Source organism: Bacillus sp. 03113 (assembly GCF_006546985.1).
Lineage (GTDB): Bacteria > Bacillota > Bacilli > Bacillales > Cytobacillaceae > VATK01.
The window spans coordinates 34,241-60,308 of sequence record NZ_VATK01000019.1 but is presented as its reverse complement, the minus strand read 5'-3'; the positions used below and the strand labels follow the sequence as shown (position 1 = coordinate 60,308).

General features: G+C 35.3%; 27 protein-coding genes and 2 riboswitches. Of the genes, 19 read left to right on the top strand and 8 right to left on the bottom strand.

The window, feature by feature from the left end; genetic code table 11:
• Window positions 1-2,406, bottom strand: coding sequence for a Na+/H+ antiporter subunit A (locus FDO66_RS16975; RefSeq protein WP_141433847.1), 2,406 nt, complete (start codon window positions 2,404-2,406; stop codon window positions 1-3).
• Between the two features lie 407 nt (window positions 2,407-2,813).
• On the opposite strand from FDO66_RS16975, the gene FDO66_RS16970 reads away from it, so the two are divergent.
• Window positions 2,814-3,032, top strand: coding sequence for a hypothetical protein (locus FDO66_RS16970; protein WP_141433846.1), 219 nt, complete (start codon window positions 2,814-2,816; stop codon window positions 3,030-3,032).
• A 137-nt stretch (window positions 3,033-3,169) separates the two neighbouring features.
• On the top strand, window positions 3,170-3,790 hold the full coding sequence (kapD, locus tag FDO66_RS16965; RefSeq protein WP_141433845.1) for a 3'-5' exonuclease KapD: 621 nt from the start codon (window positions 3,170-3,172) through the stop codon (window positions 3,788-3,790).
• A 33-nt stretch (window positions 3,791-3,823) separates the two neighbouring features.
• Here the strand turns inward: kapD and kapB are convergent, their stop codons facing one another.
• Entirely contained in the window at window positions 3,824-4,201 is a 378-nt protein-coding gene (kapB, locus tag FDO66_RS16960; protein ID WP_141433844.1) for a kinase-associated lipoprotein KapB, read from the bottom strand.
• Between the two features lie 153 nt (window positions 4,202-4,354).
• Here kapB and FDO66_RS16955 point away from each other — a divergent pair, with 153 nt between their 5' ends.
• On the top strand, window positions 4,355-4,564 hold the full coding sequence (locus tag FDO66_RS16955; protein ID WP_141433843.1) for a hypothetical protein: 210 nt from the start codon (window positions 4,355-4,357) through the stop codon (window positions 4,562-4,564).
• 79 nt (window positions 4,565-4,643) lie between these two features.
• Window positions 4,644-5,165, top strand: coding sequence for a superoxide dismutase family protein (locus tag FDO66_RS16950; RefSeq protein ID WP_141433842.1), 522 nt, complete (start codon window positions 4,644-4,646; stop codon window positions 5,163-5,165).
• 223 nt (window positions 5,166-5,388) lie between these two features.
• On the opposite strand, the gene FDO66_RS16945 is transcribed toward FDO66_RS16950, so the two are convergent.
• From FDO66_RS16945 to FDO66_RS16925, 5 genes are all read right to left on the bottom strand, one after another.
• On the bottom strand, window positions 5,389-6,480 hold the full coding sequence (locus tag FDO66_RS16945; protein ID WP_141433841.1) for an iron-containing alcohol dehydrogenase family protein: 1,092 nt from the start codon (window positions 6,478-6,480) through the stop codon (window positions 5,389-5,391).
• Between the two features lie 94 nt (window positions 6,481-6,574).
• Window positions 6,575-7,402: a MetQ/NlpA family ABC transporter substrate-binding protein gene (locus FDO66_RS16940; RefSeq protein WP_141433840.1), complete on the bottom strand. Its 828-nt coding sequence runs from the start codon at window positions 7,400-7,402 to the stop codon at window positions 6,575-6,577.
• Window positions 7,403-7,488: 86 nt separating this feature from the next.
• The gene (locus FDO66_RS16935) at window positions 7,489-8,154 is read right to left on the bottom strand and encodes a methionine ABC transporter permease (protein ID WP_141433839.1); all 666 of its coding nucleotides are present in this window, start codon (window positions 8,152-8,154) and stop codon (window positions 7,489-7,491) included.
• Entirely contained in the window at window positions 8,144-9,157 is a 1,014-nt protein-coding gene (locus FDO66_RS16930; protein WP_141433838.1) for a methionine ABC transporter ATP-binding protein, read from the bottom strand. Before FDO66_RS16930 ends, FDO66_RS16935 begins: the two co-directional genes overlap by 11 nt.
• 145 nt (window positions 9,158-9,302) lie before the next feature.
• A riboswitch (SAM riboswitch) is annotated at window positions 9,303-9,407 on the bottom strand.
• 92 nt (window positions 9,408-9,499) lie between these two features.
• Window positions 9,500-10,666 carry a MalY/PatB family protein gene (locus FDO66_RS16925; protein WP_141433837.1) on the bottom strand — a complete coding sequence of 389 codons (1,167 nt, stop codon included), beginning with the start codon at window positions 10,664-10,666 and terminating at the stop codon, window positions 9,500-9,502.
• A 99-nt stretch (window positions 10,667-10,765) separates the two neighbouring features.
• Here FDO66_RS16925 and FDO66_RS16920 point away from each other — a divergent pair, with 99 nt between their 5' ends.
• The 5 genes from FDO66_RS16920 (at window position 10,766) to yugI (ending at window position 14,287) form a co-directional block, all read left to right on the top strand.
• Window positions 10,766-11,011, top strand: coding sequence for a YugE family protein (locus tag FDO66_RS16920; RefSeq protein ID WP_258535764.1), 246 nt, complete (start codon window positions 10,766-10,768; stop codon window positions 11,009-11,011).
• A 146-nt stretch (window positions 11,012-11,157) separates the two neighbouring features.
• A complete protein-coding gene (locus FDO66_RS16915; protein ID WP_141433835.1) occupies window positions 11,158-11,475 on the top strand; it encodes a LapA family protein in 318 nt (105 codons plus the stop codon).
• Between the two features lie 284 nt (window positions 11,476-11,759).
• A complete protein-coding gene (locus FDO66_RS16910; protein WP_141433834.1) occupies window positions 11,760-12,260 on the top strand; it encodes an Lrp/AsnC family transcriptional regulator in 501 nt (166 codons plus the stop codon).
• Complete coding sequence (locus tag FDO66_RS16905) at window positions 12,260-13,432, top strand: aminotransferase (protein ID WP_141433833.1); 1,173 nt, start codon at window positions 12,260-12,262, stop codon at window positions 13,430-13,432. The genes FDO66_RS16910 and FDO66_RS16905 overlap by 1 nt, the downstream gene beginning before the upstream one ends.
• Window positions 13,433-13,900: 468 nt before the next feature.
• Window positions 13,901-14,287 carry a S1 domain-containing post-transcriptional regulator GSP13 gene (yugI, locus tag FDO66_RS16900; protein WP_141433832.1) on the top strand — a complete coding sequence of 129 codons (387 nt, stop codon included), beginning with the start codon at window positions 13,901-13,903 and terminating at the stop codon, window positions 14,285-14,287.
• 392 nt (window positions 14,288-14,679) lie between these two features.
• Here yugI and FDO66_RS16895 read toward each other — a convergent pair whose 3' ends face one another.
• Window positions 14,680-14,913: a DUF378 domain-containing protein gene (locus FDO66_RS16895; RefSeq protein WP_141433831.1), complete on the bottom strand. Its 234-nt coding sequence runs from the start codon at window positions 14,911-14,913 to the stop codon at window positions 14,680-14,682.
• A gap of 171 nt (window positions 14,914-15,084) precedes the next feature.
• Between FDO66_RS16895 and FDO66_RS16890 the strand changes: the two genes are divergently transcribed.
• From FDO66_RS16890 to FDO66_RS16845, 10 genes are all read left to right on the top strand, one after another.
• Window positions 15,085-16,248 (top strand): iron-containing alcohol dehydrogenase, encoded by a 1,164-nt coding sequence (locus FDO66_RS16890; protein ID WP_141433830.1) that lies wholly within the window; start codon window positions 15,085-15,087, stop codon window positions 16,246-16,248.
• A gap of 214 nt (window positions 16,249-16,462) precedes the next feature.
• Window positions 16,463-17,809, top strand: coding sequence for a glucose-6-phosphate isomerase (locus tag FDO66_RS16885; protein ID WP_141433829.1), 1,347 nt, complete (start codon window positions 16,463-16,465; stop codon window positions 17,807-17,809).
• A gap of 335 nt (window positions 17,810-18,144) precedes the next feature.
• Window positions 18,145-18,227, top strand: a riboswitch (cyclic di-GMP riboswitch).
• Window positions 18,228-18,302: 75 nt separating this feature from the next.
• A complete protein-coding gene (locus FDO66_RS16880) occupies window positions 18,303-19,016 on the top strand; it encodes an EAL domain-containing protein (protein WP_141433828.1) in 714 nt (237 codons plus the stop codon).
• Window positions 19,017-19,041: 25 nt separating this feature from the next.
• A complete protein-coding gene (locus FDO66_RS16875; protein WP_141433827.1) occupies window positions 19,042-19,581 on the top strand; it encodes a PilZ domain-containing protein in 540 nt (179 codons plus the stop codon).
• 207 nt (window positions 19,582-19,788) lie between these two features.
• Window positions 19,789-20,535: a GTP cyclohydrolase II gene (locus FDO66_RS16870; protein ID WP_141433826.1), complete on the top strand. Its 747-nt coding sequence runs from the start codon at window positions 19,789-19,791 to the stop codon at window positions 20,533-20,535.
• 11 nt (window positions 20,536-20,546) lie between these two features.
• Window positions 20,547-21,638, top strand: coding sequence for a bifunctional diaminohydroxyphosphoribosylaminopyrimidine deaminase/5-amino-6-(5-phosphoribosylamino)uracil reductase RibD (ribD, locus tag FDO66_RS16865; protein WP_141433825.1), 1,092 nt, complete (start codon window positions 20,547-20,549; stop codon window positions 21,636-21,638).
• 801 nt (window positions 21,639-22,439) lie between these two features.
• On the top strand, window positions 22,440-23,315 hold the full coding sequence (locus FDO66_RS16860) for an ROK family protein (protein WP_141433824.1): 876 nt from the start codon (window positions 22,440-22,442) through the stop codon (window positions 23,313-23,315).
• Between the two features lie 555 nt (window positions 23,316-23,870).
• Window positions 23,871-23,984, top strand: a complete 114-nt coding sequence (locus FDO66_RS16855) for a YezD family protein (protein WP_141433877.1) — start codon at window positions 23,871-23,873, stop codon at window positions 23,982-23,984.
• Window positions 23,985-24,145: 161 nt separating this feature from the next.
• Window positions 24,146-24,859: a phosphoadenylyl-sulfate reductase gene (locus tag FDO66_RS16850; protein WP_141433823.1), complete on the top strand. Its 714-nt coding sequence runs from the start codon at window positions 24,146-24,148 to the stop codon at window positions 24,857-24,859.
• Between the two features lie 13 nt (window positions 24,860-24,872).
• On the top strand, window positions 24,873-25,952 hold the full coding sequence (locus FDO66_RS16845) for a sulfate permease (RefSeq protein ID WP_141433822.1): 1,080 nt from the start codon (window positions 24,873-24,875) through the stop codon (window positions 25,950-25,952).
• The last annotated feature ends 116 nt before the right edge of the window (window positions 25,953-26,068 follow it).

Below are 26,068 nucleotides of genomic sequence, written 5' to 3'. Positions count from 1 at the left end.
TCATTTCCTCCTAGTTAATCGCAATTTGATCATGGAATAGATCCCAATAGCGGCTATCGCAAGCACGCAAATTTCGAACATCGTATCAAATCCACGAAAATCAACTAGGATGACGTTCACCATGTTTTTTCCAGCGGCCAATTCATAGGTGTTTTTGACATAATAATTAGCAATGGAATCAAATAACTTATTGCTATGCGCGGACAAAGCAACAATTGTGACCACTAGACCAACACCTATGGAAATAAGTCCATTTGTCAGTTTAAAGCTATTTTTTTCTTCTTTACGGTAATCTTTAGGCAAGTGGTAGAAGCATAGTAAAAATAGTGCAACAGAAACGGTTTCAATTACGAGCTGAGTTAAAGCTAAATCAGGTGCTCGAAATAATACAAAGAATAGAGCCATAGTATATCCAACGGCACCTAATAAAATAATGGAAGTAAGTCTTGATTTCGCAAATACGATCATAATGGACCCAACAACAGCTATTAAAGCAAGGAGCACCTCATAAAATCCAATTGCGGAAACATTACTAGTTTGAAAAGCGAATGCTTTTTTCCATACGATTGTGATAAAAGTTATGAGAATAAAAAATGTGAATATATAGACAAGATAGTTTCGAATAAATCCATTCATATATGCTTTTGTCGTTTTCGATGATCCCTTTTCAAAAAGCTCTAAACTGTGATCGTAAAACTTGTTTAATGTTAGCTTTTCTGGGAAGAGATTGTAAACAGTTCGCCATTTTGGTAATGTACGAAATAATAGAATCCCTAAAGCAATTACGCAGATTGTCATAAACAATTCAATCGTAAAGCCATGAAAAAAATGGATATGAACATCAAAATGTTTACCTTCATCGAGTAAGCTAGGCAAAATAGAACTCATTGCAGGAGCAATAATACTTTTTGAGAGAATGTTCGGAAATAAGCCAAAAATAATGATCAATGAAACAAGAATAACCGGAGAAATAAGCATCCCAAGAGGGGCTTCATGTGGCTTTTTCTCTAGCTTCTCTGGTTGGTATTTTCCAGTAAAGGGTTTAAATACAATAATCATGCAATAAATAAATGTAAAGATGCTAGCGATCCATGCAAGGATTGGAAAAAGAACACCCCATGAATCCAACTGGAAAAAATCCATTTCTAAAACACGTACCATCGCTGTGAAAAACATTTCTTTACTTAAAAATCCGTTAAAAGGTGGTATGCCTGCCATCGAAAAAGCGCCAATAATTGCTAATGTAAAGGTAATCGGCATAACATTCATTAATCCGCCAAGCTTTCGTATATCTCTAGTGCCTGATTCATGATCGATAATCCCAACAATCATAAATAGGCTCCCTTTAAATGTAGCATGGTTAATTAAGTGAAAGATTGCTGCTGTTGTCGCCACTGTAAAGTAGCTGTCTTTCATACCATCAAAATGAAGTGCTGCAGCCCCAATTCCTAATAAAGACATAATCAATCCGAGTTGGCTAACCGTTGAAAAAGCAAGTATAGATTTTAGATCGGTTTGCTTCACAGCAGAAAATGAACCCCAAAATAATGTCACAATCCCAAAACCGGCAATCACCCACAACCAAACAGATGATTCAGCAAACACTGGGCTGAGTCTTGCGACTAAATAGATTCCTGCTTTTACCATAGTAGCAGAATGCAAATAAGCACTGACAGGCGTTGGTGCTTCCATCGCATCCGGAAGCCAAATATGAAAAGGAAATTGAGCAGATTTCGTAAATGCTCCTAATAAAATACAGAGCATAGCTGGCAGAAGTAATGGCTTTTCTATTAAATTATGGTTGTCTGCATAGACGATGATTTCGGAAATATTAAAGGAACCTGTCAACATGTATAGAAGAATGATTCCTCCGAGCAATGCTAATCCACCTAAAACCGTGATTAACATTGATTTTTGTGCACCGTATCGTGATTTTTCTCTTTTATACCAATATCCAATTAATAGAAAGGAGGAAAAGCTTGTAAGCTCCCAAAATGTATACAGAACAATTAAATTGTCTGAAAAGACAACTCCGAGCATGGCACCCATAAAGAGAAGTAAATATACATAGAAGGTATTGAGCTTTTCTTTTTCCTTTGATAAATAATAAATAGAATAAAGGATGACGAGAGATCCAATGCCTGTGATTAATAGGGAAAATAGGAGGCCGAGGCCATCTACTTTGGCAATAAAGTCAATTCCGAGCGTAGGTATCCATGGAATACTTTGAATGATATCTTGTTGTGTAGAGATGATAGGTATGTATGTGATGAAATAAATAAACAAAACAATTGGCAATGGTAAAACAAACCAACCAGTATGTATGCTTTTTGTTTTCTTATTTAATATAGGAATTATGATTGCCAGCAAAAATGGCGAAATAATTGCCCAATGCAGTAATGTCAAAACAAATCCTCCTTTTGTGGCTAAATCAATTTGATAGCTGAATTTTGTATTACTAAATACTTAAAGAAAGCATCATTCTCTTTAGATATTTCTTATTGTAAAAATCATCACAAAAAAATGTTTATTCTTATTTTTCATAAATTAAAACCTATCCTAAACAAATTATAACCTAAACATTTTTTGGTTGCATGGTGAAAAATGGAATTTTATCAAGGTTTAGCTTTTGTTATTAAATATGTAGAAACACGTAAAAAATCGATAAAAAATTTCATATATTTTTTTAAAAACGTTTAATTTTTACTTTAAATAAATGGTTTTGTTTGTTAATATACCCAATTTTTAGTTCATTATTTTGCATAATTTTAACTTCTTTTTTACATACTATGAATATGGATGGTGGTATGTAAATGAAGCAAAAGCTTGTAGTTGTCATATCCGTTTTTTTGTTATTATTTACGGGAGCATGGATTATAGATCAGAGGTCTAAAAGAAGGGATGAAGTGCCAATTGCTGAGACAAATGTTTTGAAGGTCAAATTTGTATCAGATCAAAAACAAACGATTCATAGGAAGCAAACAAAACCATTTGCTCCAAGAGAATATGTACGAATTTCCAACACTTATTAAAAAAGGAAGCCAATGCAGAATGTAGAATTTTGCATTGGCTTCCTTTTTTATAAAATAAGTATGAAAATACTGAAAATTTTGTGATATAATGTTTAATAAAAACGTTTTCAATTTGGTTTGATAGGAGGATTAAACCAGTGAAAGGAAACCATCAGTTATTATTTCTTGATTTTGAATTTACAATGCCAGAAAAAAGCTCCAGATATAAAGGATTTTTTCCAGAGATAATTGAAGTAGGAATAGTATCGGTTGTCAATGATCGTATAAGAGAGCAATTTTCTTCCTATGTGACGCCAATGCAATTTCCATTGTTAACGGCACGCTGCAAATCGTTTTTACATATCACACAGCGGCAGGTAGATGAAGGGATCACATTTTATGAATTAATCAAGAAGCTTAGTGACATAGGCAAAAATTATACAAATTCCATTATCACCTGGGGAAACATGGATTTAAAGGTGCTGAAAAATAATTGTAATAAAAGAAATATTTCATTTCCTTTTTCAGGAATGGAAATCGATTTGTCGATGGAATACAAACATTTTTTTGGAGATAAAAATCAAACAGGGTTATGGAAGGCAGTAAAGGAATATGGAAGAGAAGGGATTGGAAAGCATCACCGTGCGTTAGATGATGCTCTAACAACCTATCACATTTTTAAGCTCGTTGAGAAAGATAAAAGGTATTTAGAAAAGCATGAACCAACAACCATTGGGGATAGAATCGATTTTACACAGCTAATAAATCGTTTTGCATAATGTTGGCAATTATTTATAAATAGACGAACCTTTTTAGAAATATTCTTTTTCCAGGGTCTCTACATTTTTTAAGCTAAGCTGTGCAAACGGAGATGGATCTGCCATTAATTCAGCTTTCATTTTTTGCAAAGCTTCTTTTAATGTGTCTGCATATTGAGGTATAGGGCCATCGTAAGGCTTCACCATATTCTTAGGTACATTGGTTTGTTCGCGATAGCTTAAGGCCTTGCGTTCATGAAAGAGTGCTACTTGAACCTCCTTTGGGTTATGTAGATCTCCTTGTTGGGGGTGCTTTAATACACCTAGAACCTTCACCAAATAAGCTTGTGGGCGTATATCAGTAATTTCTCCAATATACTTTCCAGTTTTATAAAAAGCGGTTACTTTATCACCAATTTGATATTCACTCATTATCGATCCTCTTTTCAATGAATTACTTTCCATCCTATTATGACTTGTATGATCAAAAATGAAAAGGTACAGCTTTCTTTTGAATAGATTTAGCGACATTTCTTAGATCATTTGAATTTCTATAACCATGAAATATAGAAAGGACTTGATGCCATGAGTCAATGGTATGTGTTGTCGCTTTTTTTGTATTTTCCGGAGGATAAAACAGAGTATATTCCAGCTGCTATTTCCTTCTTTTTCTTTTTTTTGGCAGCAGTTTTAACGATGTTTATCATCATTCGTGTTTCAAAACGAGAAGAAAAAAAGACCGAACAGCTTGTTGAGAAAATAAAAAGTTCAAAGGATCATTTATCCTCTAGGTAACAATTCTAGGTCATCCTTGTATAGAGTGGATCTTTAATGGAGCATAATAAGGGCATATTGTTTGTGGAGGATGGAATTAATGAAGAGATTATGGCCTATACTGATTCCTCTTCTTTTACTGACCGGGTGCATGGAAGAGGAGATAAAGAAACTAGAGGTTGATATTCATAACGAGGTGGGTGATTCATTAGGAAAGATTGAGCTTCAGGAGCAAGCAAAAGGAGTTATGATGAAAATTGATTTGGACGGGCTTCCTCCTGGAGAGCATGGGATTCATATACATGAGAAGAATCAATGTGATCCGCCCGATTTCGAATCAGCAGGAAATCATTTTAATCCAGATAAGAAAGAGCATGGACTTCTACATCCAAAAGGTGCTCATGCTGGTGATCTACCTAACATAATTGTAGGGGATGATGGAAAGGTAAAAGCGGATATTTTAGCGCCGAGTGTAACCTTAAAAGAAGGAAAAAATTCTTTATTTACGAAAAAAGGAACATCGATTGTGATAACCGAAGAAAAGGATGACGGAATGACACAACCAGCAGGTGATTCTGGAGAAAGAATTGCATGTGGGTCCATTACGAAAAAGAAAAAGTAAACTATCCTTAGTAAGACAATAACAAAAGGAATCAGGTAGAAAGTGTAATCCACCTGATTCTTTCATAATTGGTACGAAAGTATAAGTTTTCGAAACTCCGACCAGTGTCTAGCTCTAGCGCCTATCCCTTGTGAAAAATAGCCTCATGCCTCTAAAAGTAAAAAACACTTTTTGAGTCATGAGAACATTTTTCTTCAGGGCTGATCAAGGCGCTTCCGCTTTTCTAAATTTGTTTAACAATAAAGCTTTCAAGTGAATTGATGGCTTTAAGGACATCATCAGCTGTGATGATACCAGGCATTAAGTGAATTGATTCATTTGGTAAGACAGCAGCTTCAGCGATTTGTAAAAGCTTTTCTTTATTAATAACATTTAATCCTAAATCTTGGAAAGTGAGTGGGAGATTTAATGATTCATAGAAGGATTGCAGCTGTTTAATTTCCTCCCAATTTCCTTCAAGGGCCAATTGAACTAGAATTCCATAGGCTACTTTTTCTCCATGCAGCAAGTGGTGAGTTTCTTCAAGGGTTGTTAAGCCGTTATGGATGGCATGAGCACCTGCGATACGTCCGTATCTATCCCCAAAGCCACCTACCATACCACTTGGTATGATATTAGCTTCAATGACTTTAATAAAAGTAGAAGTCAAATGTTCATTCTTTTGATCTTGAACAGCTTGTGAGCCATAAGTTAGCAATACATCTTTACAAAGCTTTGCAGCTTGATGGGCAATGGTGACGACGAGCGGTTTTTCATCTAAATCTCGTATAATGACATCAGCTTCGTACCATTTTGCTAACGTATCCCCAATTCCAGCAACAAGGTAGGAGGTTGGGGAGTGTAAGATGGCTCTCGGTTCAATTAATACCATCAAAGTACTTTTTGGAAATACGGTATACCGAATAAATTCCCCTTGCTCTGTATAAATAACACTTAATGGGGTCCATGCTGCACAAGTTGAAGCAAGTGTAGGAATTAAAATAACATCAAGATCAGTAGCATTCCCCGCAGCTTTGACAACATCTAATACTTTTCCGCCGCCAATCCCAATAATCGCATCAAAATTTCCCTCAGTAGAAATGTTTGAAATTCTATTAATTTCTGTATCAGAGCATTCTCCATTGTATGGTACAAAGGATAGCTGTTCCGAAAGATTTACTGGGAAATAAGGCTTAATGGAATTCCATGATTTTTCGCCATGAACGACAAGACAATTCTTCTTTTTATATCGTGTTAAAAGCTCTTCCAGCTGATCAAGAATTCCAGCTTGACACGCATAATAGGTTGGAGCTCCGCGAACTTCAATTTCAACCATGCTTTCTCCTCCTGTATTGAATATAGATGAAAAGGCCGATCCATCAAAAGTGCTTTTAGCACCTGCGGATCTGCCTCTTTAGAAATATTAATAATTATTTCATCCAGTCAGGTTTCCCAAAGCCTTTGAATTGATCATCAATCACTTTTTCAAACTCTTCAGATTCTACTGCTGCTTTAATGTCTTTCGCAACTTGTGTATTTAAATCTTTCGTATTAACGACAACACGGTTGCGATATTGTTCTGGCATGTTTTCTAATTGCAATGCATCTAACAAATTAAATTTCGCCGCTAGTGCAAAGTTACCTGGAACTGCTGATAAATCAACACTATCAACTGCTCTTGGAAGCTGAGCTGCCTCAATTGGTTCAAATTTAAGGTTTTTCTTATTTTCAGTTACATCCTTTTCTGAAACCGTTAAAGGATTCGCATTTGGATCAAGCTTAATAAATCCAGCATCCTGAAGGATTAGGAAGGCACGTGCCGCATTCGTTGGATCATTTGGAATGGCAATGGATGCCCCTTCTGTAATGTCATCTAACTTTTTAAATTTTTTAGAGTATATACCCATTGGAGCTGTCGGCACAACAATTAACTCAGATAGTTCAAGCTTATGCTCTTTTGCGAAATTTTCCATATAAATTTTATGTTGAAAAAGGTTCGCATCAAGATCGCCTTTAGATAAAGCTAGGTTTGGTTGAATATAATCACTAAATTCTACTACTTTAACCTTATACCCTTTTTTCTCAAGAATAGGTTTAATGGCTTTATTCACCATGTCCGCATACGGACCAGATGTAGCTCCAATAGTAACATTTTTATCTTCTTTCTTTCCCTCTGATGCCTTTTCTCCATTATTTCCACATGCAGCAAGAATGCCAAATGAAAGAATAATGAGAAGCAGCAATGCTATTTTTTTCATTTTTTTTGCCCCCATACTATTTGTTTATATATAACGGGTAAAGTCTATCAACAGTTAACAGAGGTTACCCAGTTATTCCAATGATGCTATCGTTTATCCACTTTTTTTGATATTCTGTCCCCAAAAAACTGAATGAGCTGAACGAGGCAGATGAGAATGACAACGGTTGTAATCATGACCGTATTATCGTAGCGGTAATATCCGAAACGAATGGCAAGATCACCGACTCCGCCTCCGCCAACAATTCCAGCCATCGCTGAATAAGCAACAAGGCTTATAATGGTAATGGTAATTCCTTGAACGATACCTGGCTTTGCTTCAGGAATAAGGACATCCTTTATGATCATCCATGGTGAAGCCCCTACTGCGACAGATGCCTCAATGACCCCTTTATCTATTTCTCTAAGGGATTGTTCTACCAATCTTGCAAAGAATGGAATTGCTGCGACAGATAAGGATACCGATGCTGCAGTAGGTCCAATTGTTGTTCCTGCAACTATGTTTGCTAATGGCAGTAAGGCAATTAATAAAATGATAAAAGGAATAGAGCGGACCATATTGACAATAAAGCCAACGACATTTTTAAAAAGAGTATTTTCTAAAAATAGTCCCTTATCTGTTACGAATAATAGTACTCCAATCGGAAGTCCAAATATTATCGCAACAAGAACTGAAATACCAACCATGTATAATGTTTCAAAAAAAGCTTTGTTTAAATCTGGAAGCAGACTGATTAAACTATCAAGAAGCATGTTGAATCACCTCCAAATTTTGAGTTCGTTCCTTGATAAATTCAACAGCTCTCTCAATTTCTTGTGTATCGCCAGTAAGCTCCATAATAAAAATTCCTAAAGGGGTGTCATGGATATATTCAATTTTCCCGTGTAAAATATTCCCTTTAATCTGGAATTTCTGAAAAGCATCCGAAATAATCGATTCTTCTGCAATGGCTCCCTTAAAGAACACTTTAATGATTTTCCCTTTTCGATCCTGAAGCAAATGTTCTGGTAATTCAAATTGTAGGACGGTATTAATAAATGTTTTCGTTAAAATTTGCTTTGGATTCGAGAATAAATCATAAACAGGACCTTCTTCAATAATTTTGCCATCCTGCATTACCGCCATGCGATCACAAATATCTTTAACGACTTCCATTTCGTGTGTAATTAATACAATTGTTAATCCTAACTCTTGGTTGATTTTTTTCAATAAAGTCAAGATCGATTTTGTTGTGCTCGGATCAAGGGCAGAGGTTGCTTCATCACAAAGCAAGACGGTTGGATTATTAGCAAGAGCTCTGGCTATTCCTACTCGCTGCTTTTGACCGCCACTTAATTGGGAGGGATAAACATCTCTTTTATCCGATAGGCCAACCATCTCAAGAAGCTCAACGACTCGTTTTTCAATTTTCTTTTTAGGCGTTTTTGCTGCTTTTAAAGCAAAAGCGATATTTTCAAAAACCGTTTTTGAACTTACAAGGTAGAAATGCTGGAAGATCATACCGATTTTTAATCGTTCTTTTCGTAATTGTTTCTCCTTTAATGACGTAAGGAAAACACCGTTTACTGCGATTTCTCCACTTGTTGGTTTTTCTAAAAGGTTTAAGCATCTAAGTAAGGAACTTTTTCCGGCTCCGCTATAACCGACAATTCCAAAAATTTCTCCGGTCTTCACTTTTAAGGAGACATGATCGACTCCGGTAACTTTGCCTTTTTTTGTCTCATAAATCTTTACTAGATTCTTAACTTCAATCATCGTCTTCCCACCTTTTTTAGACTGAAGGAATAAAAACAAGAACTCTTCACTCGTGATATTGCATCAGCCAATTATTTTATTATTTCCTGTACCAACAAAACAAAAATACCCCTTTCTTTTGAAAGAGGCATCGTTTATCTATCACGACTTATCTTCCAGAATTAAATCATTCTGCAGGAAGTAGCACCTTTCCAAATAGGAGGTTGCTGGACATCATTGGGCCTGATCCCTCAGTCACTCTGGATAAGTTTTATTCATTTTCACACCTAAAAGAAATGATAAAACCAACTAAACAGATTGTCAATACGTATATTTGAATTAATATTGTGAATTTGGGAGGATTTAGCTTAAAGCATGCTTTAGTCTTTCCAAACCATCTAACAATACTTCGTGAGAACATCCAATATTCATACGGATAAATCCTTCTCCACCTTTTCCAAAAAGACTTCCAACCTGTAGCCCAAGCTTGCCCTTTTCAATTAATGCTTTATTTAATTCTTCATCACTTAACTTCAAATTACGGCAGTCCAACCAAAGAAGATAGGTTGCTTCGGGCTCTATTACTTTAATAGCAGGTATGTTCTTTTCGATATAGTCTTTTGCGATGGTAATGCTCCTTTTTAAATAAGCAAGCAATTCCTCAAGCCAGCTTTCTCCATATAAATAGGCTGCTTCCATTCCAATCACGCCAAAGGTGTTAAGCGTATGGAAGCCTTGTGCACGCTGAGCCTCTGTGAATTTATTTTTTACATCTTTATTTGCAATAATACAAGCAGATGCCTGTAGACCAGCAATATTAAATGTTTTGCTTGGAGCCACGCAGGTCAAGGTAATATCTAAATATTTCTCGTTTAAAGAAGCAATTGGTAAATGATGATTTGGCTTAAATACAAGATCAGAATGGATTTCATCGGAAAGAATAAGACAATTATATTCTAAACATAAATCCCCTATTTTTACTAATTCTTCTTTTGTCCATACTCTCCCACCTGGATTATGGGGACTGCAAAGGAGAAATAGCTTCACTCCGGATTGCAATTTTTTTTCGAAGTCATCAAAATCCATTTCGTATCGGTTGTTGACCAATTTAAGTTGTGAGTTCAAGATCTTCCGATTGTTTTTTTCAATCATTTCCATAAAGGGTGTATAGATGGGAGTTTGAAGCATGACATAATCTCCTGGCTCGGTAAAAGCTTGGATCGCTGTACTTATCGTTGGAACTACACCTGAACTATAAGCGATCCAAGATTGATTGATTTCCCAATCATGCCTTTTAAATAGCCAATTTTTTATGGCTTTGGATGTAGAAGATGGTACATATGTATAACCGTATATCCCATGCTCAAGACGCTTTTGCATTTCAGTTGTCACTTCTTTAGGAGGCTCGAAATCCATATCCGCTATCCACATTGGGAGAATATCGTCTGTTCCAAATACAACCTTGTTAAAGCCCCATTTAAAGGAAGCTGTATTTTGTCTTTCAATGATTTTATCAAAAATATTATTCATCAATGCCACCGCCTATTAATAGTTTTTCTTCCTATAAGATATGATAAGATAAATAAATAAAAATAGAAATAAAAAGGTGAGAAAATGGATGTACAAGTAATGCATTTGAGATTTGTAAAGGTGTTAAATGATTGGGACCCTTTTCAGCTTGGTGAAGGAAGCTATGATACTGAAATTGCTGATACCATTCAAGCCATGCATGATTTCGATTCAATAGAAGAAATAGCAAAGAAGATTCAAGAAATATATGAATTTTCCTTTGAAGAAGTATTAGCATATGACAAATGCCTGCACATTTCTAAAGAGCTTATGGATATAAAAGAGAGCAGCTCTTGTTCATTATAATAACTTTATAAAGTAGAATTCCAAATGGGGAGAGCGTTGGATGAAACAGGGCAATATTTTTAAAAGTATATTTATCCTAATTGTTATAGTATGCTAAAATAGGGAAAAAATAATTTTTGTTTTTTCATTTTAGGGGAGAGATAGGATTGAAAGGTCAAATTAATTTAATCATCGCACTATTATTTGCAATAGTGATTGCACTGTTTTCCATCTTAAATGGAAATACGGTTAAATTTAATTATTTATTTGGGACAGCACAGTGGCCTCTCGTTTTAATTATTTTAGGTTCAGCTCTTATTGGAGGTCTTGCAATTGCGTCTTTTGGATTTGTGCGTATTATTCGTATGAGAAACACTATTTCTCAGCTGAAAAAAGAACTCGACCAGAAAAATAAACAGATCGAGCAGTTAGATACAGATGCTTATTTGGATGGAAAGGTCAACGTACAAAATACAGAGGTATAACCGTTCGGACGAATACGGAATGAATAGGGGGGTGATCGAAATAAGATCACTCTCCTTTTTTAAAAGGATAAGAAAGAGGATTAAACGACTTTTTCTCTGCATTTCATGTACCTTAAGACATGTAAAGAAGCGTTCACACGTATGAATCAAAATTCACTTTTTATCATCCACGTTTGTTTTACATAAACTAAAAATAAAAATGTAGATAAATTAAAAAGTCCCGTTTCATTCAAGAAAATATTTGCTATAATAAACATATTTTAAAAAGCGACAGGAGAGATTCGATGAAGCTGACAGCAAAAGAAATTGAAATTGTAGAAATATTAGAAAAAGATGCTCGTATTTCAACTGAAGATATTGCAAAAATGACTAATTTAAGTATAGAAGAGGCAGAATCAACGATTAAAAAGCTTGAAGAAGAAAAGGTAGTCATTCGCTATGTTTCACTCGTTGACTGGTCAAAGGTAGAAGGCCATGAAGGTGTTACAGCAATGATTGATGTGAAAGTGACGCCAAAACGTGGTGTGGGCTTTGATGAGGTTGCTGAAAGAATTTATCGATTCAAAGAGGTTAAATCAGTGTATTTAATGTCTGGAGTGTACGATCTGTCGGTTGTTATTGAAGGAAAATCAATGAATGAAGTAGCAAGATTTGTCTCTAATAAGCTTTCAACTTTAGACTCTGTTCTTTCCACGACAACTCATTTTATTTTGAAAAAGTATAAGCACGATGGAACTATTTTTGAACAGGGCGATGAAGACAGAAGAATTGTGGTGTCTCCGTAATGAAACAAACGAAAACAAATTATATTGCAAAACATGTGGAACAATTAAAACCCTCTGGTATTCGTCGTTTTTTTGATTTAGCGGCTGGTATGGAGGGGGTTATTTCTCTTGGTGTTGGCGAGCCTGATTTTGTGACTTCATGGAATGCAAGGGAAGCGGCAATCTTATCACTAGAGCAAGGATATACATCCTATACGGCTAATGCAGGGCTGCCTCAATTAAGAGAAGAAATTGCCAAGTATATGCAGAAATATTTTTCAGTAACGTATTCCCCTAAATCTGAAATCATTGTAACAGTTGGTGCTAGTCAAGCAATTGATATAGCCTTAAGAGCCATTATAGATCCTGGTGACGAAGTGATTGTGTTAGAGCCGAGCTTTGTCTCCTATGTTCCAACAGTGAGTTTGGCTGGTGGTGTACCCGTTCAGATTCAAACATTAAAGGAAAATGATTTTAAGGTTCTACCGAATCAGCTGGAAGAAGTGATAACCGAAAGAACAAAAGCAATTATGATATGTTCACCGAATAATCCAACAGGCTCTATGCTTAATAAGCAGGAATTAGAAAAAATTGCAGAAATCGCTGAGAAATATGATCTTTTGGTCATATCTGATGAAATTTATGCAGAGTTGGTTTATGACGAGGAATATACAAGCTTACCAACTATAGAAGGCATGAGGGATCGCACGATTCTTGTAAATGGTTTTTCAAAAGGATTTGCTATGACAGGCTGGAGATTAGGCTTTGTTTGTGCACCAAAGGATATTGCTCAGGCGATGTTGAAAATACATCAATATTCGATTATGTGTGCTCCTACTATGGCTCAATATGCAGGTCTTGAGGCACTGCTTAGCGGGAGAGAAGATGTAGAAGAGATGAGAAAAAGCTATCGCAGACGACGGAATTTAATCGTTCATTCATTAAATGAAATGGGATTAAGCTGTCATATTCCTGGAGGTGCTTTCTATGCTTTTCCTTCTATTCGATCTACAGGACTAAGCTCAGAGGAGTTCGCCGAGAAATTGCTAGTAGAAGAAAAGGTTGCCGTAGTTCCTGGAAATGTTTTTGGTGAAAGTGGTGAAGGACATATCCGTTGTTCGTATGCAACATCAATGGAGCAGCTTCAGGAGGCAATGAAACGCATGAACCACTTTGTTGAGAGGCTATCATAAAGTGAAACTTCCTTCAGTGGGGGGGCTTCATCCACCACTGAAGGTTAGTTGAACCAATCACGTTCATACATGCCACATCCTGTGACATTCGCCTGACTAGGACGTCCTATCCTTCATCGGGCTTTTACTGGGCAGTTATGCCCCACCTTCACTTCTCTGTTTCACTAAAGTTTAGAGGTAGGGATTTACTGCCCGTTAATGCTGGAAAAAGCGCAATTTCTTGCGCTTTTTTTTCTTGTTATTAATGTATAATTACAGTATAATAATATATTGCGTATAAAGTTCAATTAACAATCAGTGAGGAGGCTTTATTCCTCACTGATTGTTAGTTGAACTAATCGGGCTTTTACGGGCAGTTATCCCTCACCTAGAATTGCTCGTTATTACTTATAAACTTCCTGGTGAGGGGCTTACTGCCCGTTAATGCGGGATAAATGGGATAAATAATAAAACAATAGGAGTGTTTTTATGTCTGATAAAATTGAAGTAGGAAGCGTAGTAAATGGTAAGGTAACTGGAATCCAGCCTTATGGTGCATTTGTATCTCTAGATGAAAGTACACAAGGTTTAGTTCATATCTCAGAAGTTACACATGGCTTTGTTAAGGATATTAACGACTATTTAAAAGTTGGAGACGAGGTTTCAGTTAAAGTACTTTCCGTTGATGAAAAAGCTGGAAAAATTGGTTTATCCATTCGTGCAACTGAAGAAGCACCTGTTCAACAAGTAGAAGAGAAAGCAAAAAAACCTAAAAAGCGCCAAGCAGTTGTTATTAATAACGACACGGACGGATCACAAGGGTTTAATACGTTAAAAGATAAATTACAAGAGTGGATTGCACAATCCCAAGCTTAATAAGAAAAGCGTAGCGCCTGTAAATAAAAAAATCACCACAGAATTTAAATAATATTCGTGGTGATTTTTTTATGTCATTTTGATATCAGAATTTATATCTGAATTTAGATTACTGTCTAGCTTAGCGCCTATCGGCTATCAAACTTCAGTCCTCCTCCCTACGATAAGTCAACATCGATTCGCTGTCGCTCATCGTGTATCCTTTATCACGTTTTAACGGGCAGTAAGATATGACCTAAAAAAATGTACAGTGTATAGTAAACTGTCCGTAAAAACCTGATCGGCTCAGACTAACCATCAGGGAAAGAACACCCTGATGGAAGGTTCGCCTTATCTCAGTCGAAGCCCCTCCAGTTTGTACGCCGATGATCAAGGCGCTTGCGCTTTTCTTATTAGCGAACGGTTCTCGTGTCTGGATCTCTGACTACTTCTTCATTAGGTTTAAACAATAGACCTAGGTTAATAAGACCTGCAATTCCCACAAGTCCATAGAGAACTCTTGCTATTGCTGAGTCTTGGCCTCCAAAAATAGCTGAAATAAGATCGTATTGGAAAAATCCGATTAACCCCCAGTTTATTGCACCGATGATGGTAAGGACAAGGGCAATTCTTTGAATCATGCTCATGTTGTTTTCCTCCTTAGTATGTGTGTTCACTTCTATTTTAGTTCAGTAATAAAAAAATATTCATGACTTGTATTAAAAATTTTTTCTACATTTGAAGACATAAAACTTGGTTTTTAGATTTAACTTTTATAAATTGGTAGTAGGTGTGAGAGAATAAAGGAGAGTGAACATATGGATCGTTTTTCATTTTTAAATCCAACAAAGCTTATATTTGGTAAAGGACAGCTCAATCAGTTAAGTAATGAAATTTCACCATATGGAACAAAAATATTGCTTGTATATGGTGGTGGCAGTATAAAAAGAAATGGTTTATATGACCAAGTTTTAGAAAAATTAAAGGAAATCAATGCAGAAGTATTTGAGCTCTCTGGAGTAGAACCTAATCCAAGAATATCTACTGTACGTAAGGGCGTGGATATTTGTAAAAAGGAAGGGATTGATTTTCTACTAGCTGTTGGCGGTGGAAGCGTTATTGATTGTACAAAAGCGATTGCAATAGGCGCTAAATATGAAGGGGATGCATGGGATATTGTTACGAAAAAAGCCATGCCTAATTCTGCCTTACCATTTGGAACAGTCTTAACTCTTGCAGCAACTGGATCTGAAATGAATGCTGGCTCAGTTATTACAAATTGGGAAACAAAAGAAAAGTACGGTTGGGGAAGCCCTGTAACCTATCCTAAATTCTCTATATTAGATCCAGTCAATACATACACGGTTCCACGTGATCAAACCGTATATGGCATTGTTGATATGATGTCGCATGTTTTAGAGCATTATTTTCATCATGAAGAAAACACTTTGTTACAAGATCGAATGTGTGAATCCTTATTATTAACTGTGATGGAAGCAGCTCCTGAATTATTGGAAAATCTTGAGAGCTATGAAGGTCGAGCAACCATATTATATAGTGGAACGATGGCTTTAAATGGCATGATTTCAATGGGCTATCGTGGGGATTGGGCAACACATAATATTGAACATGCAGTTTCCGCTGTTTATGATATTCCACATGGCGGCGGCTTAGCGATATTGTTCCCAAATTGGATGAAGCATAATTTGCATGTAAAGCCGGAGCGTTTTAAGCAGTTAGCTGTGAGGGTATTCGGAGTGGAAATAAAAGGCAAAACAGATGAAGAAATTGCTATTGAAGGAATTGAGAAACTTAGAGAATTTTGGAATAGTATAGGTGCTCCTTCGCGTTTAGAAGATTACGGAATTGATGATAGTCAACTTGACATTATGGCAAAGAAGGCAATGATTAATGGTGAATTTGGTCAGTTTAATAAATTAAATTATGATGATGTACTTGCTATTTATCAAGCTTCACTATAAGAAGACAAATGATTATTCAAATCAGGTGGAGCATTTTCCACCTGATTTGAATGAGTCTTCTGAAATAAGTTCTCTCAATATAAAAAAAGCAATATGAAGATGTGTTAAAAAGATTACAAAATTGATTACGCTTTCATTATGGGATGTTCCTTGATTTGTGCGGCTCCTTTCGATAAAGTGATAGAGAAGAAAAAAATAAATGGAGGATCAATAAATGACACATATTAAATTTGATTACTCAAAGGCACTTAGCTTTTTTGGTGAACATGAAATTACATATTTACAAGATGCAGTGAAAGTAGCTCATCATTCTTTGCATGAAAAAACAGGGGCTGGGAATGACTTTTTAGGTTGGATTGATTTACCAGCTGAATATGATCAAGAAGAGTTTGCTCGCGTGCAAAAATCTGCTGAAAAAATTAAAAATGATTCTGATGTATTATTGGTTGTCGGAATTGGGGGATCTTACTTAGGTGCTCGTGCAGCGATTGAAATGCTTCAACACAGCTTTTATAATGTTCTTCCAAAAGAAAAACGTTCTACACCGCAAATTATTTTTATTGGCAATAATATCAGTTCTTCTTATTTAACAGATGTAATAGATTTACTAGAAGGAAAAGATTTTTCTATCAATGTTATCTCTAAATCTGGAACAACAACTGAACCAGCGATTGCCTTCCGTATTTTCCGTAAGCTATTAGAAGAGAAATATGGTGTTGAGGAAGCTCGTAAACGTATTTATGCAACAACGGACAAAGCAAGAGGCGCTTTAAAAACACTCGCTAATGAAGAAGGATATGAATCTTTTGTTATTCCAGATGATGTTGGAGGAAGATACTCTGTTCTAACTCCTGTTGGATTGCTTCCAATTGCAGTTAGTGGTGCTGATATTGAAGCAATGATGAAGGGTGCAAATCAAGCACGAGAGGATTTCAGCCAATCTGAATTAGAAGATAATATTGCTTATCAATATGCAGCTGTACGTAATGTTTTGTACAATAAAGGGAAAACAATTGAAATGCTTATTAACTACGAGCCTGGATTACAATATTTCTCTGAGTGGTGGAAGCAATTGTTTGGAGAAAGTGAAGGAAAAGACCAAAAAGGGATTTATCCTTCATCAGCCAATTTCTCAACTGATCTTCATTCATTAGGTCAATATGTTCAAGAGGGACGTCGTGATCTATTTGAAACCATTGTGAAAGTTGATAGTCCTCGCCACGAGTTAATTATTGAAGCTGAAGAAAACGATTTAGATGGATTGAACTATTTAGCTGGAGAAACGGTTGACTTCGTTAATAACAAAGCATTCGAAGGAACTCTTCTTGCACATACCGATGGCGGCGTGCCGAACCTAGTTGTTTCCATTCCGAAAATGGATGAATACACATTTGGCTACTTAGTATATTTCTTTGAGAAAGCGTGTGCGATTAGCGGATATTTATTAGGAGTAAATCCATTCGATCAGCCTGGTGTTGAAGCTTATAAAGTGAATATGTTTGCATTATTAGGTAAACCAGGTTTTGAAGAGAAAAAAGCAGAGCTAGAAAAAAGACTTTAATTAAATCATTTGCTAATATTATAATGATCTAATAATTAATTGAATAAAATGATACCCCTTATTCCATACCCTATATGTCAATCATCTTTAAATGACGATATAGAATGGGATAAGGGGTTTTTTCTGTACTTTACTATTTATTTAAAGTTAGTTTAATATGGTATTTGAGTCAAATTTTATACCATCTTTTTTACTAGAGTATATATTTTTTAATGCTTAATCGCCTAATTTTTTAAGTTTTTTGTAAAAATTTGATAATTTTTTAAGGAATTTGTCTAAAAAACTAGACTTTTGTCATATTTTTTGTAATCATAGTACTATACATAAGCACTTCACACGATAAATGGCAAACTTATCGAAAGGTAAGGACGCAAAGCTACAGACCTAAAGCAGATGCAATGGTGGCTGAGTTCCCGAAGGAAGTGGGAGATAGAAATCCGCATAATCCCATTTTGGGTCATTATGTGGATTTTTTATTTGGAAAGGAGGTGACATGGAAGCATTGTCCATTAATAACCTATTAATAAAAGAGTATTTTTACCATCATTTTCAACCAGTTCTAAATATACAGGATGGCCAAATTTTAGGCTATGAGTGTCTTTTTCGAACTTACAGTGATCAACCGCCTGATAGTGTATTTATGAAGGCGAAAAAACAGAAAAAGCTTTATGAATTAGATTCGCGGTCTATTCATAAAGCTTTAAAAACCTACAATAATGCAGGCTCGAAGATAAAGGATAAAAAATTGTTTCTTAATATCTTTCCATCGACCATTATGAACCAAATGTTTTATTCCTTTATTAGTATAATTATTAATGAAAATAAAAAGATAAGTCAACAAATTGTTCTAGAAATAAATGAAAATGAAAGAATTAATGATTTCCATCTATTAAAAAAGAAACTTTTTCTTTTGAAAAAACTAGGTATTCAAATTGCTATTGATGATATTGGGAATGGATTTTCATCCATCAAATCTATTATTGATTTAGATCCCGATTTTATAAAACTAGATAAATATTTTTTGGGAAATTTGCATTGCTCGGAAAGAAAAAAAGATATGATTGAATACTTAGTTCATTATTGCAATAAGTTCAACTGTCACTTAATTGTTGAAGGAATTGAAGATTTAGTAACATTATCAACGTTAAAAGATTTAGGTGTCCAATATGCACAAGGGTACCTATTAGGAATGCCTTCTTTACTTTAATAATTGTAAAATAGAGGTGGAGGAAATGTCTTTAACGGAATATCTTTTTTTTCTATTTTTAATTGTTTTAACATTCATTTTTCTTTTAATGCATCGCTTATATCACCAAAACAAAAAAAAATCCGGAGTTAAAACGCAACACTTTGAAAAAGTTAAAGAAATTTCTTCTTATAAATCACAGCAAAACCAGTTTCAAGATCAAAGATCCAGCTTCCGGGTGAATGTAAATCAAATATATTGTACAATCACATTTTATCATTTCGGTAACATAAAGCTACAAAACCTAAAAAATAAAAAAATCAACGGTTATATTGAAAATATAAGCTTAACAGGATTAAAAATATTAAGTGATTACGAATTACCTGTCAGACATGATATTAGTATTCTCATTTCATTTAAACTTAAAGATTTTGTATTTAATTTAAAAGGAAAGATCGTTCGTAGAGAAGATCACTTAGAAAATAAATTGGTAGCTTATGGTATACATTTTTTAGAAATGGTGCCGAATCAACAAAAACATTTGAATATTATACTCAATCGTCTACAAAAAAGAGAATATATTTAAAAATATCTCGTGATCGCTTCAGAGTAATATCAAAATTGTTTTACCTCTAATGAAAAATGATTATAGAGAACTTTCATAAATGAAGGTTCTTTTTTTACGTATAAAGCATCTCATTTGACCTCTATAAATTATCTATTTATACTTACTTACATATAGTAAGTATTGACATAATTATGTTTTTACAGAATAGGGGAAAGGAAAGTTCTCATGATCAAACAAAAAGTGAAAAATATATTAAATAATAAACTAACAATTCTTGAAAGTAGTAATCAATCTGACATTTGTCTAGTAGGGCCAGTAAAACTGCCCGTTCAACTAGATGATCAGGTTATTATCTTTCAATGGTATAGCTGGCTTAAGCTTGAACAGAAGGATATGAGTAAGGATGATATATTCGATTCTCTTTCTAGTATGAATTTAGCCGCATTGCAACAATCGTCTGTACTAGTTTACGGTGATTTTAAAGAAGCAAAGGATGCTCTTATTAGGATGCATAGTATATGTCATACTGGAGATATATTTGGAAGTAAACGATGCGATTGTGGATATCAGCTCCGCCAATCAATGAGAATGATCGTCGAAAATGGAAGTGGTGCTTTATTCTATCTAGCTGATCATGAAGGTAGGGGCATTGGTCTTTTTTCAAAATCGATAGCTTATCTTCTTCAAGAAGAAGGGTATGATACAGTTGAAGCAAATCATGCATTAGGTTTTGAGGATGATGTTCGTTCATATGAAGATGCTATACGGATTTTAGGACATCTTAGAACGAAATCGGTTATTCTTATTACAAATAATCCTAAAAAAATAAAAGCTTTAAATGCTCATGGACTGCAAGTTGAGCATCATCTTCCATTATGGGGGGATGAGTCGGATTATAATAGAAGTTATTTGAGTACAAAAATAGAAAAATCCGGACACATTCCTTTACAAAAAAATACGGTCGTGATTTAAGGAGCTTATATATGAATATGGATCAAATGTTTATGAAAATGGCGCTAGATTTAGCAGCTACTGCTAAAGGAAAGACAAATCCAAACCCAGTGGTAGGAGCTATTATCGTCAAGGATGGTGTAGTTGTAGGTTCTGGTATCCATCGAAAAGCAGGTGAACCGCATGCAGAGGTTCATGCTTTCCGCATGGCTGAGAATCATGCGAAGGGTGCTACATTATATGTTACATTAGAGCCTTGTTCTCATTATGGAAAAACTCCTCCATGTGCTGAATTAGTAAGGGATTCAGGTGTGAGACGCGTAGTTGTGGCGATGAAGGACCCTAATCCTCAAGTGGCAGGTAGAGGAATTGATCTTCTTAGGGAAGCTGGTATCGATGTCGAGGTCGGTATATTAGAAGAAGAAGCATCCCTTCTCAATGAAAGATTTATTCACAATATGATATCGAAAACTCCATTTGTGATTTCAAAGACAGCGATGACCTTAGATGGAAAAATTGCCGCTTATAATGGTCATTCTAAATGGATAACAGGAGAAGCAGCTAGAGAAACAGTTCATCAGTTAAGGAATGAGGTAGATAGCATATTAGTCGGAATTGGGACTGTGCTTGCCGATGATCCTATGCTGACAACTCGTTTGCCGGAGGGAGGAAAAAATCCAATTCGAATTGTGTTAGATTCTCATTTAAGAATTCCTCTTGATGCAAAAATAACTGACTGTAGTCAAGCAAAGACTTGGATTGTGACACAGAAAGACTCTGATCCAAAGAAAGTAGAGGCGCTAAAAGAAAAAGGAGTCGAAATCATTATTGCTCCTTCAAATAGTTCAGGATTAGACTTACATTCTATTATGGATGTTTTATACGAAAAAGGAGTGACTGATTTATTAGTGGAAGGCGGGGGTGAGATAAACGCAGCTTTTCTTCGAGCTGGTTTAATTCACAAATTTCTTGTCTATGTGGCTCCTAAAGTACTAGGTGGAAGAGATTCAATCGCTCCTTTCACTGGAGAAAATGTTGAAAAAATGGATGAGGCATTGGAGCTGAAGTTTCATTCTGTTGAAAAAATTGGAACAGATCTTTGTATTACAGCTTATCCAATTTGATCATAAATATTTTATAAGCATACTTGAGAGGTTCCTAATAGAAAAGTTTCAGGTGAGAGGATTTTAGAATTCTCTCATTTTTTTTAAGGTAGTCTATGTAAAAAAACATTTTTAGTCAATCGAATATTTTTCATATAAACTTACTAATAATGATAAAAAAACATGTACAATGAAAGCGTTTCCAATTATAATGTAAGTAATGATAATCGAATAAGTCATGGAAAATTGGATAAGATGTAAGATATACTATTTAGGTGGTGTTTCTTATGAAAGCTGGCTTTCTAAGAGGTATGTTTTACGGCACAATTATTAGCATTCCGTTATGGTTATCTGTCTTTGGATGGATTAAATTGATATATAAATTAATTTAAATTTCTCAGGACCAAAATTTCGGTCCTTTTTATTTTTTATCCCGAATTAACTGGCAGTAAGTCCCCCACCACTAAGCTTAAGAGTATCGAAGAAGCGAAGGGGGGGATAACTGCCAGTAAAAGCCCGACGACGGACAGGACGTCCTAGTCAGGCGAATGCCACAGGATGTGGTATATATAGCGTGATTGGTTTAACTAGCCATCAGCGGGAGATGAAGAAGACAAAAACGCGACGTCCTGTCGCATTGTCTGCACTAGTACTTCCTGTACGTCGGAAAACTCCTACTGATGGAAGTTTCACTTTATAGGGTTTGATCTATTTAAATAATTAATTAGAATTAGAAAGGGTTTTCAATTTCAATTAACAGCAATTATGATACAATTTTTAGTAGAGAACAACAAGTTGCCTTTATATTGGAGGAGAAATTGAATGCTTTTTGGAGGAATTGAAGCAGGCGGAACAAAATTTGTATGTGCAATTGGAAATGAATATGGGGAAATTAAACATAAAATATCGTTTCCTACTACTAATCCAAAGGAAACAATGGATCAGGTAATTACTTTTTTTAAGGAGTATCAGTTGGATGCTATTGGCATTGGCTCTTTTGGTCCGATAGACTTAAATGTGAATAGCCCGTCATATGGTTCGATCACGACAACGCCAAAAACAACTTGGAAGAACTATCCTTTGGTACAAACAGTTAAAAATATGTTCCCTATCCCTATAGGGTTTAATACGGATGTGAATGCAGCCGCATTGGGTGAATCCATTATAGGGGCTGCAAAAGGGCTTGATAGTTGTTTATACATAACGATTGGTACAGGAATTGGTGCGGGTGCAGTTGTACAGGGGAATCTCCTTCAGGGACTAACTCATCCTGAAATGGGCCACATACTCGTTCGACGTCATCCGTTAGATAATTATAATGGGAATTGTCCTTATCATCATGATTGTCTTGAAGGTCTAGCGGCGGGGCCAGCTATCGAAGAGCGCTGGGGAGAAAAGGGTTCCTATTTAAAAGATCGACATGAGGTATGGGAAATGGAGGCCTATTATATCGCTCAAGCGCTTATGCAGTATATTTTGATCCTCTCCCCTAAGAAAATCATTTTAGGTGGAGGAGTAATGAAGCAAGAACAGCTTATTCCGCTAATCCATCAATATGTAAAACAACTATTGAATAAATATGTATCTTTCAAAGAACTATCGACTGAAATAGATCAATATATTGTGACTCCAGGACTTATCGATCAGTCAGGAATTGTAGGTGCGATGTTCTTAGCAAAAAAAGCTTTGGCAGTATAAAGGAAGCAAAAATTGAAGAAGGAAATTCGACTATTACAAAAAGCATGGTTTATTAATTTATAAATACTATTTAAGAGATAAATTTTCTAGAAGTAGAAAGCTGCTTAATGAAAAAAAGTCTATAGTATCAGAGATCTATCAGGATTTCTGTGTTTAGCGTCTTTTTTCTGTTACGGCGGATAAAGACGTTGTGCTTTTATCAATTCCGACTAAACCAATCAATAAACTGTTGACAATGACGTTTATTCTGTTATTATTTTAACTAATCAATCTTATTTAGAGTGGGCGGAGAGAATTGGTTTCGCGATGCCCTGTAACGGCATAAAATAAGGTGTAACGCCCAACAAAAGGTATGACTATTTTGAAAGTTAAGGTAAATATTTACCTAGAAATCTTTCTAAATATGGAAGATTTTTTTGTATGAATATAAAGCTCTAAATAAAGGGCAGTGTTTATATGTTTACCTCTATTCATAATTGTTGAAAGTTAATCGGAGCCTCGTGTTTTCTAAAAGGAGGGACTTTTTTGGGAGAGAAAAATCAGCTTGAGCAAATAATGGGACATTTGCAGAATATGTTAGAGTCCATGAAATTTGGTTCAATAACCCTAATCGTCCAAGACGGAAAAGTTATTCAAATTGAAAAGAGTGAAAAAATAAGAATAAAGTAATGTAATTGCTGACTAGAAAAACTAGAGGCAGTTCTAACGACTGCATTTTTTTCGTTAGAACTGTTTTTTTTGTTGCAAAAAGGAATGTATACTTATAGTCAAGTGAGTTTAAGAAATTTCAAATTACTTATCTTACTTTTTCATGATAGGAGATGTTAATTATGACTCAGTTATTAACTTATGAGAATGTTGATACGCAGGAAGCAATCGATTTTTCCATTGATAATGATACGAAAGGGGCACTAGAGGTTTTACATTGGGCCTATAACCATTATCAAGAAGAATTAATTTATGCTTGCAGCTTTGGGATAGAAGGAATTGTGTTAATTGATTTGATTTCAAAAGTAAATCCTAAAGCAAAAATTGTATTTCTGGATACAGGTGTTCATTTTGAAGAAACTTATGAATTAATTGAGAAAGTGAAGCAAAAATACCCAGATTTACGAATTGAATTAAAAAAACCTAAACTTACTTTAGAAGAGCAAGCACAGCAATATGGGGATGAACTCTGGAAACGAGAGCCTAATAAGTGCTGTGAAATACGGAAAATTATCCCTCTTCAAGAAGTTCTATCTGGAGCAACTGCTTGGCTCTCAGGACTTAGAAGAGAACAGTCTGAAACAAGAAAAAATACTCAGTTCATTAATAAAGATAATCGCTTTAAATCTGTAAAAATATGTCCTCTTATTCACTGGACATGGAAGGACATTTGGCGATATGCCCATAAAAATCAGCTGCCATATAATATTTTACATGACCAAGGCTATCCAAGCATCGGCTGCAAGCCTTGTACCCGTCCAGCTTTTAACTTGGATGATCTAAGATCTGGAAGATGGCAGGGCAGTGGGAAAACAGAATGCGGATTACATCAATAAGAGGAGTTAAAGAATGATCATTACTTATTTAGCGTGTTTTATGGCCTTGTTCTTTGCAATGAATATAGGTGCAAGTGGAGCGGCTGCTTCTATCAGTGTTGCATACGGCTCTGGAGCTATATCTAGCAAGAGGAAGGCACTTATTATCTGTGGAATCGCGATTTTTTTAGGAGCTGTGATTGGAGGAAGTGAAGTAGTAAAAACGATTGGGGAAGGTCTAATCCCTAAGTCATTTTTATCACCCAAGGTCGTATTAATTATCTTGTCCTCAGCAGCAATGTCCTTGTTTTTTGCAAATTTAATCGGGATTCCACTTTCAACAAGTGAAATTACTGTTGGCTCAGTGGTAGGAGCAGGTGTAGCTTTTCATGCATTATATATAACTAATATCCTCTGGATTGTCTTATTTTGGATTTTGGTTCCTGGTTTTTCCTTTATCTTGGCTCTATTTTTAGGGAAAATTATTAAAAGGCTTGAAAATCGATTCCCGCAAATATTGACACAAAAATATCAAAGAATAGTGGCCTATATTCTTATCATTGTTGGATTTTTTGAAGCTTTTTCAGCAGGAATGAATAATGTTGCGAATGCGATAGGGCCATTAGTTGGGGCTGATTTAATTTCTATTAGCTTTGGAATTTTTATTGGTGGAATATTCATTTCGATTGGAGCTATGTTTCTAGGTGGAAAAGTATTACAAACAAATGGGAAAAAGATTACCAAGTTCTCTTTGCAGGAAGGCGTAGCTATTTCAGGAACTGGTGCTTTTCTTGTTATTTTATCATCGATCTTTGGTCTTCCTGTTCCTTTAACTCAAGTAACAAGTACGGCGATTATGGGGATCGGAGTATCTCAAGATGGATTTAGTATTTTAAGAAAACAAATCATTAATAAAATTCTTAAAGTTTGGATTGTATCACCAATCTTTTCGCTCGTCATTTCATATGGATTAGTGAAATTTTTTGTTCAAAGTGATATTTATACAGTAGTTGTTTTAGCGATTGTTTGCATATCTACATTAGGAACTATCAGTCTTATTAAAACGATTAGAGAAGACAGCAGAGCAACTTATGAACAAGGTGGCGGAATATAATTTGTTTCAAGAGAATTAGGTGTACGTCTAGCCGCACTTCGCAAGTTGGATTGCACTGACTAAAAAAAGCACGACCACTTTTTTATGATAAAATATTTAAAAAGTTATTAGGAGGA